The sequence below is a fragment of the Pontibacter aydingkolensis genome (assembly GCF_019443125.1).
Classification (GTDB): Bacteria; Bacteroidota; Bacteroidia; order Cytophagales; family Hymenobacteraceae; genus Pontibacter; species Pontibacter aydingkolensis.
In genome coordinates, this window is the sequence record NZ_JAHYXK010000017.1 from 26,240 (window position 1) to 41,546 (window position 15,307).

Annotated in this window: 13 protein-coding genes; all 13 read right to left on the bottom strand. The window is 49.4% G+C overall.

What is annotated here, in order from left to right; genetic code table 11:
- Positions 1 to 179: 179 nt before the first annotated feature.
- Positions 180 to 1,634 carry an NADH-quinone oxidoreductase subunit N gene (locus K0O23_RS16305; protein ID WP_219878514.1) on the bottom strand — a complete coding sequence of 485 codons (1,455 nt, stop codon included), beginning with the start codon at positions 1,632 to 1,634 and terminating at the stop codon, positions 180 to 182.
- Positions 1,621 to 3,213 carry an NADH-quinone oxidoreductase subunit M gene (nuoM, locus tag K0O23_RS16310; RefSeq protein ID WP_219878515.1) on the bottom strand — a complete coding sequence of 531 codons (1,593 nt, stop codon included), beginning with the start codon at positions 3,211 to 3,213 and terminating at the stop codon, positions 1,621 to 1,623. The genes K0O23_RS16305 and nuoM overlap by 14 nt, the downstream gene beginning before the upstream one ends.
- Complete coding sequence (gene nuoL, locus K0O23_RS16315) at positions 3,210 to 5,096, bottom strand: NADH-quinone oxidoreductase subunit L (protein WP_219878516.1); 1,887 nt, start codon at positions 5,094 to 5,096, stop codon at positions 3,210 to 3,212. Before nuoL ends, nuoM begins: the two co-directional genes overlap by 4 nt.
- Positions 5,097 to 5,099: 3 nt before the next feature.
- Positions 5,100 to 5,408: an NADH-quinone oxidoreductase subunit NuoK gene (gene nuoK / locus K0O23_RS16320; RefSeq protein ID WP_219878517.1), complete on the bottom strand. Its 309-nt coding sequence runs from the start codon at positions 5,406 to 5,408 to the stop codon at positions 5,100 to 5,102.
- A complete protein-coding gene (nuoJ, locus tag K0O23_RS16325) occupies positions 5,405 to 5,935 on the bottom strand; it encodes an NADH-quinone oxidoreductase subunit J (protein ID WP_219878518.1) in 531 nt (176 codons plus the stop codon). The genes nuoK and nuoJ overlap by 4 nt, the downstream gene beginning before the upstream one ends.
- A gap of 4 nt (positions 5,936 to 5,939) precedes the next feature.
- On the bottom strand, positions 5,940 to 6,455 hold the full coding sequence (nuoI, locus tag K0O23_RS16330; protein ID WP_219878519.1) for an NADH-quinone oxidoreductase subunit NuoI: 516 nt from the start codon (positions 6,453 to 6,455) through the stop codon (positions 5,940 to 5,942).
- A 164-nt stretch (positions 6,456 to 6,619) separates the two neighbouring features.
- Positions 6,620 to 7,582, bottom strand: a complete 963-nt coding sequence (gene nuoH / locus K0O23_RS16335; RefSeq protein WP_219878520.1) for an NADH-quinone oxidoreductase subunit NuoH — start codon at positions 7,580 to 7,582, stop codon at positions 6,620 to 6,622.
- Positions 7,552 to 10,305 carry an NADH-quinone oxidoreductase subunit NuoG gene (gene nuoG / locus K0O23_RS16340; RefSeq protein WP_219878521.1) on the bottom strand — a complete coding sequence of 918 codons (2,754 nt, stop codon included), beginning with the start codon at positions 10,303 to 10,305 and terminating at the stop codon, positions 7,552 to 7,554. Before nuoG ends, nuoH begins: the two co-directional genes overlap by 31 nt.
- Positions 10,293 to 11,564 (bottom strand): NADH-quinone oxidoreductase subunit NuoF, encoded by a 1,272-nt coding sequence (nuoF, locus tag K0O23_RS16345; RefSeq protein ID WP_219878522.1) that lies wholly within the window; start codon positions 11,562 to 11,564, stop codon positions 10,293 to 10,295. Before nuoF ends, nuoG begins: the two co-directional genes overlap by 13 nt.
- A gap of 12 nt (positions 11,565 to 11,576) precedes the next feature.
- A complete protein-coding gene (gene nuoE / locus K0O23_RS16350) occupies positions 11,577 to 12,047 on the bottom strand; it encodes an NADH-quinone oxidoreductase subunit NuoE (RefSeq protein WP_219878523.1) in 471 nt (156 codons plus the stop codon).
- 270 nt (positions 12,048 to 12,317) lie between these two features.
- Positions 12,318 to 14,066, bottom strand: a complete 1,749-nt coding sequence (nuoC, locus tag K0O23_RS16355) for an NADH-quinone oxidoreductase subunit C/D (protein WP_219878524.1) — start codon at positions 14,064 to 14,066, stop codon at positions 12,318 to 12,320.
- A 112-nt stretch (positions 14,067 to 14,178) separates the two neighbouring features.
- Positions 14,179 to 14,451, bottom strand: a complete 273-nt coding sequence (locus tag K0O23_RS16360; protein WP_219878525.1) for a DUF4242 domain-containing protein — start codon at positions 14,449 to 14,451, stop codon at positions 14,179 to 14,181.
- Positions 14,452 to 14,569: 118 nt separating this feature from the next.
- Positions 14,570 to 15,208, bottom strand: a complete 639-nt coding sequence (locus K0O23_RS16365) for an NADH-quinone oxidoreductase subunit B (RefSeq protein WP_219878526.1) — start codon at positions 15,206 to 15,208, stop codon at positions 14,570 to 14,572.
- Between the last annotated feature and the right edge of the window lie 99 nt (positions 15,209 to 15,307).

Below are 15,307 nucleotides of genomic sequence, written 5' to 3' on the forward strand. Positions count from 1 at the left end.
GTAGAGATGCCTTGAATTAACCTGGTGCAACCTGGTATAATTTTCAGAATAATTTACAGTATTTATACGATGTTAGCAGCCGTATGGTAGGCGAATGGGGAATTAGTACGTGACCACACCCTGACCGCAGTCGGATGCAACAGCGATCAGGGTTAATAGCAATATGTTGCAGATATATTTTACAGAGCAGGTGCGCTTACAGAGAGTGTAATGTTTTCGATGAGCTGCATGAGGCTGGTAGGGTATACCCCAACATAAACTAAAAGTACAGCCAGCAGTGCGATAGTTATGCCACTTACCAGGTAAGCCGATGGATGGAGCGCCTGACGTTCGCGGCCAGCGTTGGTCTGGTAAAACATAACAGCAATGATCTTAATATAATAGTATAAACCGATGACACTATTGAGGGCCAGCATTACTACCATTAGCCACAGATCAGTTTTAACACCTGCCGCCAGCACATAAAACTTGCCTACAAAGCCTGCCGTTAACGGAATGCCAGCCAGTGAAAGTAACATGGCCGTAAACGCAGCTGCCGTCCAGGGGCGTCGCCAGAGCAAGCCGCGGTAATCTTCCATCTGCTCCGCATCGCGTTCTTCATCCGAAAGCAGGGTTATGATGCCAAAAGCGCCCAGACTTGTAATAAAATAAGCCACCAAATAAAATGTAACCGCTTCTACTCCCAAAACATTACCCGCCAGAAAAGCCACCAGTACATAACCCAGGTGCGCAATGGAAGAATAGGCCAATATACGCTTTACGTTGTTTTGCATCAGTGCAAGTATGTTGCCTATAAACATAGAGGCAATGGTAATTATGGTGAAAATAAGTATAAGCGCAGGGTAGTTAAAGCCATTGGTCTCTAAAAAGAACCGGATCAGCAGGGCTACCATGCCACCTTTGGAAACTGTGGCAATAAAGGCCGTAACAGGGGCAGGAGCACCCTCATACACATCCGGCGTCCACATATGGAAAGGCACCACGCCTAGCTTAAAGCCAACCCCGATCACCATCATCCCGAACCCGACCAGAAGTATAAGTGGTGTTTCCTGGAAAGCAGACAAAGCGATGCCAATCTCCGTAAAGCCCATGGTGCCTGTTACAGCATATACCAGGGCCATTCCGAAAAGCAGGAAAGCAGAGGACAAGGCGGCAAGTACAAGGTATTTGATGCCGGCTTCGTCTGAGCGTTCACGGGTACGCAGGTAGGCAATTAGGCCATAAAGCGATACGCTGAGTACCTCCAGTCCCAGAAACAAAGAGGCAAAGTGATTGCTGATCACCATCACGCAGGCACCCAGGGTTGCCAGAATGTGCAGGATATAGTATTCCTCTTTCCGTTCTTCGCGCTGCTCAAAGTAAGCGTACGAAAGCATGGCCACCACCAATGAGGATAGGAGTATAAGTCCGATATAGAACAATGCAAAGCTATCGATCACAAATAGCGGCCTGATGTAGTATGGCTCATCGTATCCGATCTCGAACAGCGAAGCAAAGGCTGCAATAAGAGATAGTAGCGTGATGATGTATATGATCTTATGGTAGCGTTTTACTGCAATTACCAGCATCGTGATGAGCGAAGCCATTACAAGTATAAGCAACGGCATCAGGTATATAAAATCATTTAAGACCATAAGCGCCTCCCTTATTTTTGAGTTTATTTAGTTGCGAAAGAGAATCTGCAGGCTGAAGTATAAGTTGAGGTTGCTCCAGCGAAATGGTTCTGTCTTCAGGCACATTGGTGTAGGCCTGCAGTTGCTCGTCGATAGATGGTTTCGCTGTGTCGATTACCGGTTGCGGGTACAGGCCTAGCCAGAGGATCAGCAGCACCATCGGTACCATGATCAGCATTTCACGGGCAGACAGATCATGGATGATATGATCTGTCAGGTTCTGTCCATAAAATATTTTCTTGAGTATGCGCAGCGAGTATGCGGTTGCCAGCACCAGGCCGATGGTGGCAAAAACCGTTAGCCAGTTGTTAGCCTGCCAGCTACCAACCAGGGTCAGGAATTCTGCGATAAAGTTGCCCAACCCCGGAAGCCCCAGCGAAGCCATCACAAACACCATGGCGATCACACCCATTTTAGGCGCCGTAGCCCAGAAGCCACCCATCTTTCTGATGTCGCGGGTATGAATGCGATCATACAAAAAGCCGGCAAGTATAAATAGTGCACCTGTGCTTAAACCGTGCGTGATCATCTGCATAACCACACCTTGCAGCGCGAGTTCGTTAAAGGCAAAAACACCCAGTATTACAAAACCCATGTGGCTTACCGAAGTATAGGCTACCAGTCGTTTGAGGTCGGTTTGGGAGTAGGCAAGTATGGCCCCGTAAAGTATACCGATCACGCCCAGCAGCATGGCCCAGGGCGCAAAAGCCTGAGCAGCCTCCGGAAAAAATGGAAGCACAAAACGAAGCAGTCCATAAGCACCGGTTTTAAGCAGCAGTCCGGCAAGTATAACGCTACCGGCCGTTGGTGCCTGTGAGTGTGCATCGGGTAACCAGGAATGGAACGGCACCACCGGAAGCTTTACCAGGAAGGCAGCCAGGAAACCAAACATCAGCCACATGCCCACAGCAGGAGAGAAGCTGGTACCCAGCAATTCAAAGTAGTTAAAAGTATAAACTCCTGTCTGGGAGCCATGTATAAAGTATAAACTAAGTATAGCCAGGAGCATTAAAAGTCCACTTGCCTGCGTAAAGATGAAAAACTTGTAAGCTGCGTAGGTTCTGTTCTCATGCCCCCAGATACCGATGAGGAAGTACATCGGTATCAACATCACCTCCCAGAAGAAATAGAAGAGGAACAGGTCCATGGTCAGGAACACACCAGTAATGCCAGCCAGTACCCACAGCAAGTTAAAATGGAAGAAGCCGACTTTGTTGTAGATTTCGTTCCAGGAGACCAGCACAGCTATAAAACCCAGCACAAACGTTAGCAGCAGCATAAGCAGGCTCAGTCCATCCAGGGCCAGGTCAAAGCCAACACCCCATTGCGGAATCCATTCTATGTTCAGTTGCATGAGCCAGGCACCTGTAGCCTTAGGGTTTGCTGCCGGTTCTGCCAACCAGATCCAGGCTGCTAGGGCCAGGTTAGGAAGTATGGCCAGCAGGGAGATCCAGCGGGGCAGGGCATCGTTTATCCTTCCGGAAAGCCAGGCAAGTATACCACCTACCATTAGTATTACGATCATCCAGAGTAGTATCATAGCAGCATGCTTATAGTTACAATAAGTATGGCACCCACCAGCACACCCATCATGTAAGTGCGCAGCATTCCGGTTTGGGTGCGTGAGAACACGCTGTTTAGCCAGCGGGTAAAGTTGGCCAGTCCGGTATAAAAGAAGTCAATTCCATCGTTGCGGTTTACTTTAGACAGATAAACAAACGGACGAACAAACAAGGCATCATAAAGCGCATCGAAACCCCAGCCGGAATACCAGAAACGGTGCAGGCTCATGGCGAATCTGGACCGCTCAATGCTCTGTACCAGGTGCGGTTTTTTAAGATAGAACAGGTAAGCGATGTAAATGCCCGAAAGTGCCACCAATGCTGCCACGATCTGGAAAATCCATTCGATGGTAGAAAGGCCTTCGTCGATCACAATAACAGGCAGCACCGGCTCCAGGTAATTCGTGAAAAGCGTAAAGTGGGCAAAGTTGTGCGGCAACTCTATAAAACCGCCGAATACAGAAAGTATGGCCAGTACGACCAAAGGAAGCTTTATCCAGAATCCCGGCATGTGGCTGATGTACGTTTTCTCTTCCCCGAAAAAAGTGATGAACACCATCCGGAACGTATAAATAGAGGTAACAAAAGCTCCCAGTAAAGCTGCAATGTAAAGTATAATACTCCCGCGTTCTCCTGCCAACCCAAGCCACAGAATCTGGTCTTTACTATAAAATCCGGCGCTTATCAAAGGCACAGCAGCCAGCGAGGCAGAACCAATCAAAAAGGTCCAGAACACAATGGGCATTTTGTGGCGCAGGCCTCCCATCTTAAACATGTCGTGCTCGTGGTGCAATGCCATGATTACTGCTCCGGCTCCAAGGAAGAGTAGGGCTTTAAAAAACGCATGGATCATGAAGTGGAACACCGCGGCTGACCAGGCACCAACGCCCAAAGCCAGGAACATGTAGCCGATCTGGCTGATGGTGGAGTAGGCGAGTACCCGTTTCAGGTCGTTTTGCGTGAGGGCTGTAAAGCCAGCTATAAGCAAGGTGGCAGCACCGATAAAAGCTACTACCATCTGGGCAGTAGGAGCCAGCTCGAACAGCACGTAGGTTCTGGATATTAAGTATACGCCAGCCGTAACCATGGTTGCTGCATGTATGAGCGCACTAACAGGAGAGGGGCCGGCCATGGCATCGGGTAGCCAGGTCTGCAAAGGCAACTGCGCCGATTTACCCACCGCGCCACCTACCAGCAGCAGCGCCACCAGTACGGCAGTCTGTGAGCCAACCGACCAGGTTTGAGGTGCCTGCGTAAGAATTTCCTGAATATTTAATGTGCCAAAATACTGGAAGAGCAGGAACAGGCCAATGGCCATAGCCGTATCGCCTACACGTGTGATGATGAAGGCCTTTCGGGCAGCATATCCATTGGCCGGCTCACGGTACCAGAATCCGATCAACAGAAAACTGCACAATCCCACACCTTCCCAGCCTAAGTATAAAAGCACCAGGTTATCAGCCATCACCAATACCAGCATGGCACAGACAAACAGGTTCATGCTTGCAAAGAAGCGTGAGTAATCGGCATCTTCGGCCATAAACTCGGCAGAGTATAAATGAATGAGAAAACCGACAAAGGTGATCACGAAAATAAACACCATCGTAAGCGCATCCATATGGAAGCCTATACTTGGGTTAAAGCCTGCCACGTTAAACCATTGCCACACTTGTTGATCGTACATGGCAACGCCATCTGATAAAAACTGCAGGCCTAAAAGTATGGTTAATAGTGCCGAGCCCCCCACACTGCCAGCACCTATTACTGGCACCAAAGCACGCGGCATTTTAAGTCCGAAAAGTATAAGCAGGGTTGCCCCAAGTAAGGGCAGGGCGGGAATAAGCCAGATCAGATTTTCCATAATTTATCCTCTCATTCTACTTGCGGCATCGCTGTCCAAGGTTTTTAACTGGTGATACAACTGAAGTATAAGCGCCAGACCCACAGATACCTCTGCGGCTGCCATGGTAAGTATAAATATGAACATGATCTGCCCATCGGGTTGGGCCCAGCGCATGCCTGCCACAATAAAGGCCAGGCCAGCAGCATTGAGCATGATCTCTACCGAGATGAGCATAAAGATGATGTTGCGCCGGATGAGCACCCCAAATAAGCCAAGTATAAAAAGTATGGCCGCTAATAGCAGTCCGGCTTCCATGCTTACTCCGTTCATTGTGCTGCCTCCTTTTCCAGAAATCGGTGAATAACTTTTTTATTCTGACGGCCCAGATGATAAGCTCCTACGATACCAGCCATGAGCAGCATGCCACACAACTGGACTCCCAGCATATAAGGCCCAAATAACGCGATACCAACCAGCCGTGCATCTACAGCCACAACGGCAGTTTGCTGAAATTCAGCAGCCGTGAATATGTACACCAACTCAGCCAGCAGCACCGCTGAAAGTATAGCCGGCCCTATCCAGATGCGGGGCTTCAGCCATTCTTCCTCTGTTTTTACTGATTCTGCATTCAGGTTCAGCATCATGATCACGAAGATGATAAGCACCACAATGGCTCCGGCGTAAATAATGATCTCGAGGGCAGCCATGAAGGGAGCCCCTAGTGTGAAGAACACCACCGCAATTGCCAGAAAAGACACCACTAAGTATAACAGTGCGTGTATCATGTTGTACCTGGTGATAACCATGACGGTGGAAAGTATGGCAACAGCTGCCGCGATGTAAAATGTCAGTTCCATGGCCTTATGGTAATAAGCTTTTGATATCTACCGGAGGAGTTTCGTTCTCTGCCTCTCCTTTGTCTTTGCCGCCGATGGCCATACCGGCCACCTTGTAGTAGTTGTAGCCGTGGTACTTGCCCTCTCCGTTTATGAGCAGATCATCTTTCTCGTACACCAGGTTCTGGCGGTTGTATTCTCCCATCTCAAAATCTGGTATAAGTTGTATGGCATAAGTAGGGCAGGCCTCTTCGCAGAAGCCGCAGAAAATGCAGCGCGAAAAGTTTATTTGGAAAAACTCCGGATAGCGCCTGCCGGTTGGATCTTCGGTGGCTTGCAGTGCAATGCAATCTACGGGGCAGGCTGCAGCGCACAGGTTACAGGCCACGCAGCGTTCGCCGCCGTCGGGGTCGCGGGTAAGTACAATGCGGCCACGCCAACGGGGAGGCAGGTAGTTTTTCTCTTCAGGGTAAAGTACGGTGTCACGCTTATGGAAAGCATGTAAAAACGTGAGCCACATGGTACGCAGTAAACTAAACATATTCCTGCTCCTTTCTTAAAGTGTATTTTATGCTATATTTCTTACTGTCATTTCGAATGGAATGAGAAATCTGAATACTTTTACAGAACAAAATAATCCAGATTTATCCCGAAGGTCGAAATGACAATTGTTATTCACTCATTCACTCACCCATTCATTCAAAATCATTCTCCCAGCCACAACAACACTCCACCTGTAACCACCAGATTTAGCAGTGTTAAGGGTAACAGTATCTTCCAGCCGTACTCCATTAACTGGTCGTAGCGGGGGCGTGGAAGCGAGGCACGGAGAAGTATAAACACGCTGATAAACGCAAAGACCTTAAGTATAAACCAGACAATAGGCGGCAGTAAATCAGGGCCCAGCCAACCTCCAAAGTATAACAGCACCACCATGCAGGAGATAAGCGTAATGCCCATGTACTCTCCAATAAAGAAGATACCGAACTTCATACCCGAATACTCCGAGTGGAAACCGGCACTCAGTTCACTTTCCGCTTCAGGAATATCAAAGGGTAGGCGGTGCGTTTCGGCTATACCGGCGATAAAGAAGATTACAAAGCCCAGCAATTGCGGAATAAAGAACCACAATCCGCGTTGCGCCTCCACAATCTCTGTTAGGTTAAAAGAGCCGCTCATCAGCACCACACCCATCAACGACAAACCCATGAAAACTTCGTAAGAAATCATCTGTGCCGCGCCGCGCATGGCACCCAACAAACTATACTTGTTATTGGATGCCCAGCCTCCAAGTATGATACTGTAAGCACCCATCGACGACATAGCCAAGAAAAACAACAGACCAATGTTGAGGTCTGCCACTACAATGCCGGGGGCAAAAGGTACTACCGCGAAAGCCATCAGCACAGAGGCCATCACAATAGCCGGGGCAATGATAAACACTGGCTTATCGGCAAAAGGCGGAATCCAGTCTTCTTTAAAAAACAGCTTCAGCGAGTCGGCCAGCACGATAAACAACCCGAAAGGCCCGGCGCGGTTAGGGCCGTAGCGGTCCTGCCAGAGGGCCAGCATGCGCCGTTCCACCCAGATGAGCCCTGCTGCCACATTAAGCAGCGCAAACAGCACACCGCCGATGATCAGGAGATAGGTTGAGGTTGCTTCTTCCATGATATTTCCCTGTTTAAAATACCCCATGCCGGTAACGCCGCAAAAGGCAAACCTGGCAAGCCAATTGGTAATCCTGCTGCTCCACGCGCTATAAACGAACCCGTTTTTACAGGCAACTGGTAAACTTGTTCTTCAATTTTAAAGGCTAAGGTATCGCCTTCTGCCAGATTCATTTCCTGTGCATCGTGGCTGTTGAGCATCACGTATGGTTCCGGCGATTTTTCCAGTATACCTTTGGTGTGGACACTTAACTCTTCTGTTCCGAAAGTATGGTAAAGCGGTACCAGGAACAGGTGCCTGTCGAGTGGCTGGAAATGTTCCGGGGCTTCATTGAAATGTGTACTTCTGCTTTGGAGTGTAGGCTTGATGAGTCTTGCTCCCGGATCGCCGCCTCGTAATGGTCCGCCTACCTCCAGTTGATACTTATTAATGGCCTGCACCGAGTTCCACCCCGGCGACCAGTAAAATGGTATGATGGAGGATGGGGCCTGTCCGCGGTAACCTTCCATAGTAAAGCTTAGCGCTGAGTCCGGGTCTTCGGCAGGTTTTGGCTCACTCACGTTGTTAACCGCGTTCATGGCGGTGCGTCCGCTAAAGCGATGGGTGGCGCGGGGTATTTTCTGGCCTGCAATCCGGAATTCTGCAGGTGGCGTTATACTTTCTATACCTATCAGATTAGGATGAGCAACTACCATGGCAGGAAGCAAATCGTCGAAATGTTCCCATCCGCGCATGTGCTGGTGTTGTACCTGGTCGCCAAGCTGTATGAGCCAGCGCCAGCTTTCCTGCATATCTTCTGTAGTAGGGTATACCTGGTAAAAGCGTTGTGCCCGGCCTTCGTTGTTCACTAATGTTCCGTCAGATTCAGCATAAGTGCCAGCAGCAAATAGCACGTCTGCCCGTTCTGTTGTTTTGTTGTGCAGCGAGTCCAGCACGATCACATGCTTACACTTGTCGAAGAACTTGTTTACCTGTGCGGCGCTTGCTCTGCGGTAAAGGTCATTTTCCAGGATGATCACTGTATCTGCGTAACCATTACCAATAGCATCGAAGGCAGACTCCAACCTGTGACCTCCCAGCATATCTAGCCCAATGCTGTTGCATTCAGGGGCAGTAAGCATGATACCGACATCTTTGCCTTTGGCCTTAAGCGCATTGCCAATGTTAGCAGCCGCTTTTATTATACTTTCGCGTCCGCCATGGGTGCCGGAAATAACTGCTGGTTTTTGTGCAGATAAAAGAGTATCGGCAATTTGCTTTGCCAGCCGTTGTGTTTGTTCGCTTACATCGTGCACTGTAATCTCTTCACCGGCAATAATGCTTGCAACTATAAAACCGAGCCGGGCAATCTCGGCGGGTGTTGCATTAAAGGTTTCAGTGGCAATCTCATCAAGTTTCGTAGGTTGGAAAGAGGCGATAAACAGCGGTCCTTTTTTGTCCTGAATCAGTTCACGCACAGCCGCGTCCTGCCACATGGGAAAACCTGCTTTGGGTACATCTTCCAGCATGGGTTGCTGCCTGACAGATTGCCTTACAGCCAGGTCGAGCATAGGGGCAGTATTGGTCAGGTCTTCACCAAGTATAAACACGGCATCGCAACGCTCCACTTCTTTCAGCGAAAGTATGTGAGCCTCTGTTTGCTGCAAAACTTCCAGGTTAAACTCTACCAGGTCGTGGTCCGGCTCTGAAACACCCTGGTAAAAATGCTCGTCGCCAACCAGTGTCTTTAAAGCAAAGTTAGATTCCATAGAGGCACGCGGTGAACCAATGCCGATTACCCTGCCATTACGGATCATTTTTGCTGCTTCTTCCAGGGCTATACTTTTGCTTGTCGACTCAGGCAGTTTACTTCTTACCAACGGCTTGCGCACACGGCTGGCGCTGTTTACAAACTCATATCCAAAGCGGCCACGGTCGCAGAGGAAGTAACCGTTTACTTCGCCGTTAAACCTCGTGGTGATGTTGCGCAGCGTGCCGTAGCGTTCGCCGGCAATGGTGTTGCAACCGAGGCTGCAGTGCTGGCAAACAGAAGGTGCTGTGGTAAGGTCCCATTTACGGGTATAGTGCTCTTTCAGCGTTTTGTCGGTGAATACGCCGGTTGGGCATACTTCTGCCAGGTTGCCGCTGAACTCGCTTTCCAGCATGCCGTCTTCGTGACGCCCAAAGTATAAATGGTTGTGTGCGGCAAATACATCCAGGTCTTTTCCGCCGGCATAGTCTTTATAGTAGCGCACGCAGCGGTAGCACTGTATGCAGCGGTTCATCTCGTGGTTCAGGAACGGACCCAAGTACTGGTTACGGTAGGTGCGCTTCTCAAACGTATACTTTCGGTAGTTGTGTCCGGTCATCACAGTCATGTCCTGCAGGTGGCAGGAGCCGCCCTCGTCGCACACGGCACAGTCGTGGGGGTGGTTGGTCATGAGCCAGCCTATGATGTTGCTCCTGAAATCCTTTGCCTGCGGGTTTTGGATGGAAAGCCGCAGGCCATCGCGCACCGGCTCCATGCACGACATGATCAACCTGCCAACTGTATCGTTTTCGTCTTTAAATACTTTTACTGCGCATTGGCGGCAGGCACCTACTGAGCCCATAGCCGGATGCCAGCAAAAGTATGGCAGGTCTTCGCCAAGGCTCAGACATGCCTCCAACAGGTTTTTGCCTGGCTTTACCTCAAACGGCTGGCCGTCTATGAATATGGTTACCTTTGGTGCTACTTCTTCCATGGACATCTTTTTTCTGTGATATGCCGTTCAAAATCAGCTCTGAAATATTTGAGGGCGCTTTGCAGAGGCTCCATTGCGCCAGGTGCCAGGGCACAAAAAGTGTTGCCAGGCCCTAAAAACTGTGTATGAAAGTCAAGGATATTTAAGTGTTCCGGTTTACCTTCGCCGCGCTCCATGGCCAGTAAGATCTTCTCAACCCACGGCAGGCCTTCCCGGCATGGCGTACAGAAACCACACGATTCCTGCGCAAAGAAATGCTGCAGGTTAAGCACAAACCCAACCGGACAGGTTTTATCATCCAGAATGATCATGGTGCCGGTACCCATACGGCTGCCTGCCTTGGCTACAGACGCATAATCCATCTTCACATCCAGGTGCTCCTCTACCATAAAGTCTGTGGAGGCCCCGCCAGGTAAAAGACCTCTGAACTTAAGTCCGTCTTTCATACCGCCGGCGTAGTCTTCAAGCAACTCCCGCACCGTTACGCCCATAGGTAATTCCCAAACGCCAGGCTTTTTTACCCTGCCGCTGATGCCGTATATCTTGGTGCCGGCATCTTCGGAGTTGCTTATACTTTTAAACCACTCGGCGCCTTTGTTTACGATATGCGGCAGGCAGCAAAGGGTTTCTACATTGTTCACGATAGTTGGCCGGCCATACAAACCACTTACCTGCGGGAAAGGAGGTTTAGCTCTGGGGTTGGCACGTTTACCTTCCAGTGCATTCAGTAGAGCCGTTTCTTCGCCGCACATGTAGCGGCCTACGCCGGTATGCAGGTGCATGTCCAAAGTATAACCGGTACCCAAGATGTTTTCTCCGAGATAGCCGGCATCGTAGGCTTCCTGTATGGCTTTAGTAATTTCGTGGGCTGCCAGTTTGTAAGCCCAGCGCAGGAATACGTAAGAAATGTTTGCCTGTATGGCGTAAGACGCTACAATCATACCCTCGATCAACTGGTGCGGGTTGCCCTCTAGCAGCAGCCTGTCTTTAAAGGTGCCCGGCTCCATTTCATCGGCGTTGGCTACCAGGTATTTCGGGCCCGGTACATCCATCGGCACAAAGCTCCACTTCACGCCTGTACCAAAACCTGCTCCGCCACGCCCTTTCAGGTTAGAAGCTTTTACCAGCTCAGTTACTTCTGAGGGTGTCATCTGCTTCAGCACTTTTCTGACAGACTCATAGCCACCCACACGCTCATACTCTTTTAAGCTGAGAGGTTGCCTGTCTGCTACGATATGTTGGGTCAAGGGCGTTTCCATGGTAGCCATATTTTAGGCGTATTTGTTTAGTATTTCGTCCAGCTGGTTCGGTTCCAGATCTTTGTACAGGTCGTTGTCTATCATCAGGGCAGGAGCGTGATCGCAGCAGCCAAGGCAAACATTTGGTAGCATGGTAAAACGGCCGTCTGGTGTGGTTTGACCATACTGTATGCCGAGTTTAGCTGTGAGGTATTCGCGGATGTTCTCATAGCCAACAACCCAGCAACTGATGCTGTCGCAAACCAAAATTACGTGCCTGCCCACGGGTTGCCTGAAAATAAGGTTATAGAATGTAGCCACGCTATCAAGCTCCGCCGGAGACATATCCATTAGGTCTGCCACTGCTTTTATACTTTCATCCGACACCCAGCCACGGTGCTGCTGCACCACTTTTAATGCTTCGATGCAGGCTGCTTTTTTTACAGGCACAAGGGAGATCTCATGCTCGATCTTCTCTATTTCTTCGGCTGTTAGGTTTTCCATTCCAGTAGGCGTTATAAATTCTTCGATTCAGTTAATCTTGCCTGCTTCGGATTGTATCCGTAGCTTTTTGATTCTAGCAGCTGCCTCCGCTTTTGCGGATTATAAAACCGCGGCTATTATACTTTCGGATTGCAACCCCGAAAGAGCAGAGGGGTGGGTGTTGGTAGTAGGTAGTATATTTTGGTGGTACAAGTGGCGACGTACTTAAATACATGCGCCGCTTTGTACTATTTTATTCACTCATCCACTCATTCAAAACTCACACATTGCCTACCTGTCAATATCGGCCAGCACGTAATCCATGGCTCCAAGTATAGACAGCATATCCGCTACCGTATAGCCTCTGCTGATGTAGGGCAGCATTTGCATGTGCGGAAACGATGGAGTGCGAATGCGCACCCGGTACGGCGACGTATTTCCGTCGCTGGTCAGGTAGTAGCCGTTGGCGCCCTTGGTTGCCTCTATGCAGCTCATGGCCTCGCCGGCAGGTATCACAGGGCCCCAACTTACACCCAGAAAGTGCGTGATCAGGGTCTCAATATCGTGCATGGTGTTTTTTTTGACAGGAGGGGTGGTTAACGGATGATCTGCTTTATAAGGGCCCTCCGGCATGTTTTTGAGGCATTGCTCGATAATGCGCAGGCTTTGGCGCATCTCTTCTACGCGAACCACAGCACGGTCGTAGCAATCTCCGTTGGCAGCAGTTGGAATATCAAAGTCGAACATTTCGTAGCCGGAGTATGGCTGCTTCTTACGGAAGTCCCACTCCATGCCGCAGGCCCGTAAGCCCGGACCTGTTACACCCCATTCAATGGCTTCATCCAGGGTAAAAATGCCGATGCCTACGGTTCGTGCTTTAAACAGGCTGTTCTTCATTACCATGCTGTCGTACTCGCGGAGTCGTTTCGGGAAGTAATCTAAAAAGTCCTGCACCAGTTTTTCCCAGCCTTTTGGCAGGTCCTGTGCTACACCGCCTATGCGGAACCAGTTTGGATGCATGCGGCCACCGCAAATTCCTTCTATGATGTTGAATATTTTTTCACGATCTGAGAACATGTAAAATACAGGCGAAAGCTGGCCCAGGTCTTGTGCAAAAGTGCCGTACCAAACCAGGTGGCTGGCAATCCTAAACAACTCACAAAGCATGACCCTGATCACTTTCACCCGCTCCGGCACTTCAATGCCAGCCATTTTTTCCACTGCGAGCAGGTAGGCCAGGTTGTTCATTACGCCACCCAGGTAATCTACTCTGTCGGTATAAGGTATGTAAGTATGCCAGGTCTGGCGTTCGCCCATTTTCTCGGCCCCACGGTGGTGAAAGCCTATGTCCGGAATAGCATCTACAATATCTTCTCCGTCCAACTGAAGTATGATGCGCAAAACACCGTGTGTGCCAGGGTGCTGCGGACCGATGTTGAGAAACATGAAATCGCTGTCTTCGCTTTGCCGTTCCAGGCCCCATTCTTCGGGTTTAAACTGCAATGCCGCCTGCTCCAGGTCTAGTTTTTCATCAGATAGCAGGAACGGTCCCATTTCGGTGGCGCGTGAGGGATGCTCTTTCCGTAGGGGATGGCCTACCCAGGTACGTGGCATAAGTATGCGAGACAGGTGAGGGTGCCCATCGAACTTGATTCCGAACATGTCGTAGATCTCGCGCTCGTACCAATTGGCATTTTCCCAGAGGCTTGCTATACTTGGCGCTTTCGGGAATTCATCTGAGAGGGCTACCTTAAGCCTTATAAAACTGTTGCGTTCGAAGGAAAGAAGGTGGTAAACAAGTGTAAAAGTAGAGGAGGGGCTGCCGTTTCGTTTCTGATGTGTCCGCTCGTCGATGGCAGTAAGGTCGTAGAGCATTCTGTAGGGCTGCTGTATTCCTGTTTTCAGGAATTGAAGAACTTCTTTCAGCTTATCGCAGGGCAGCCAGAGGGTGAGCATGTCATCCATGGTGCTTTGCTGTGTAAACGTGTCTTCCCCGAACCGGGACTGTAGCCCGATCAGTATGCTGCTGTTATTTTCCATAAGGAGGAATGAAAAATGATTGCCTGTAACCCTTTAACTCATTGTAATGCTATGCGTGTGCTCTTTATGCTTGACTAATGATTTTACTTGTATAGTGCTTACTTAAAGTAATTTACTCTGCCGTAACAGGATCGATTACTGACTTTACCTCGCTAACTGAATTAGCAGGTATGCCTACCTGCCTGGCATGCTCCCTGATCATCTCTTCGTCAGGCGCATTGTAAATGCAGTATACTTTTTCGCCGGTAACGTAACTGTGCACCCATTGTATCTGTGGACCCAGCTTAGAAAGAACGCCACAGGATTTCTGTGATACACCTTTCAACTCTTCAGGGGATAAATTTCCGGCTCCCGGTATTTCCCGCTCAATCACATATTTTGGCATATTTATACTTTTAAAATTTTGAATCTTATACCTAATTGTTTCAAAGGGCCTGCAAACGTTAGCAGGCAAGATGCTCACAGGTCTTAAAGACACTGTGAGGTCAATACTTCTCTAACTCCTAAACTTCATCTGGCGAGCGGAATTCAGTCATGGTTTTCCAGCGTTCTTTTTTGCGTTCGTTCACTTCTATTTTGTCAGGTTTGATGATGCCTTGCTCACCAATGGTCCAGCTAAGTGGCCTACGTTCTTTGCCAACACTTTCAGCCAGCAGCATCAGGCCTTCCATAAACGCATCGGGTCTTGGCGGGCAGCCTGGTACGTACACATCCACCGGTAAAAATTTATCCACGCCCTGCACCACGCTATAGATATCATACATACCACCGCTGTTTGCGCAGGAACCCATTGAGATCACCCATTTGGGCTCCATCATCTGCTCGTGCAAACGCTTTATGATAGGGGCCATTTTAATGAAAACCGTTCCGGCAATGATCATCACATCGGCTTCACGGGGAGTACCACGAATAACCTCCGCACCAAATCGGGCCACATCATACTTTGGTGTCATGCTGGTGGCCATCTCCACAAAACAACACGATAAACCAAAGTGGAACGGCCACATGGAATTTTTGCGCCCCCAGGCCAGCAGGTCCTGCACCGTGGTAAGCATGATACTTTGCTGCACAGCTTCCTCGTAAGAACCTGTACCTTTCACGGTATTTGCCGGTGCGTTGGGTTTACTTAGCCACCATTTCATAGGCTCGTTATTAGTTGTTCGTTATTGGTTATTCGGGCAGACCTTTTAAAAATCAATCCTTTTGTCTCAGGTCCATTGTGTTTTGTCAAAAAGTCCTTT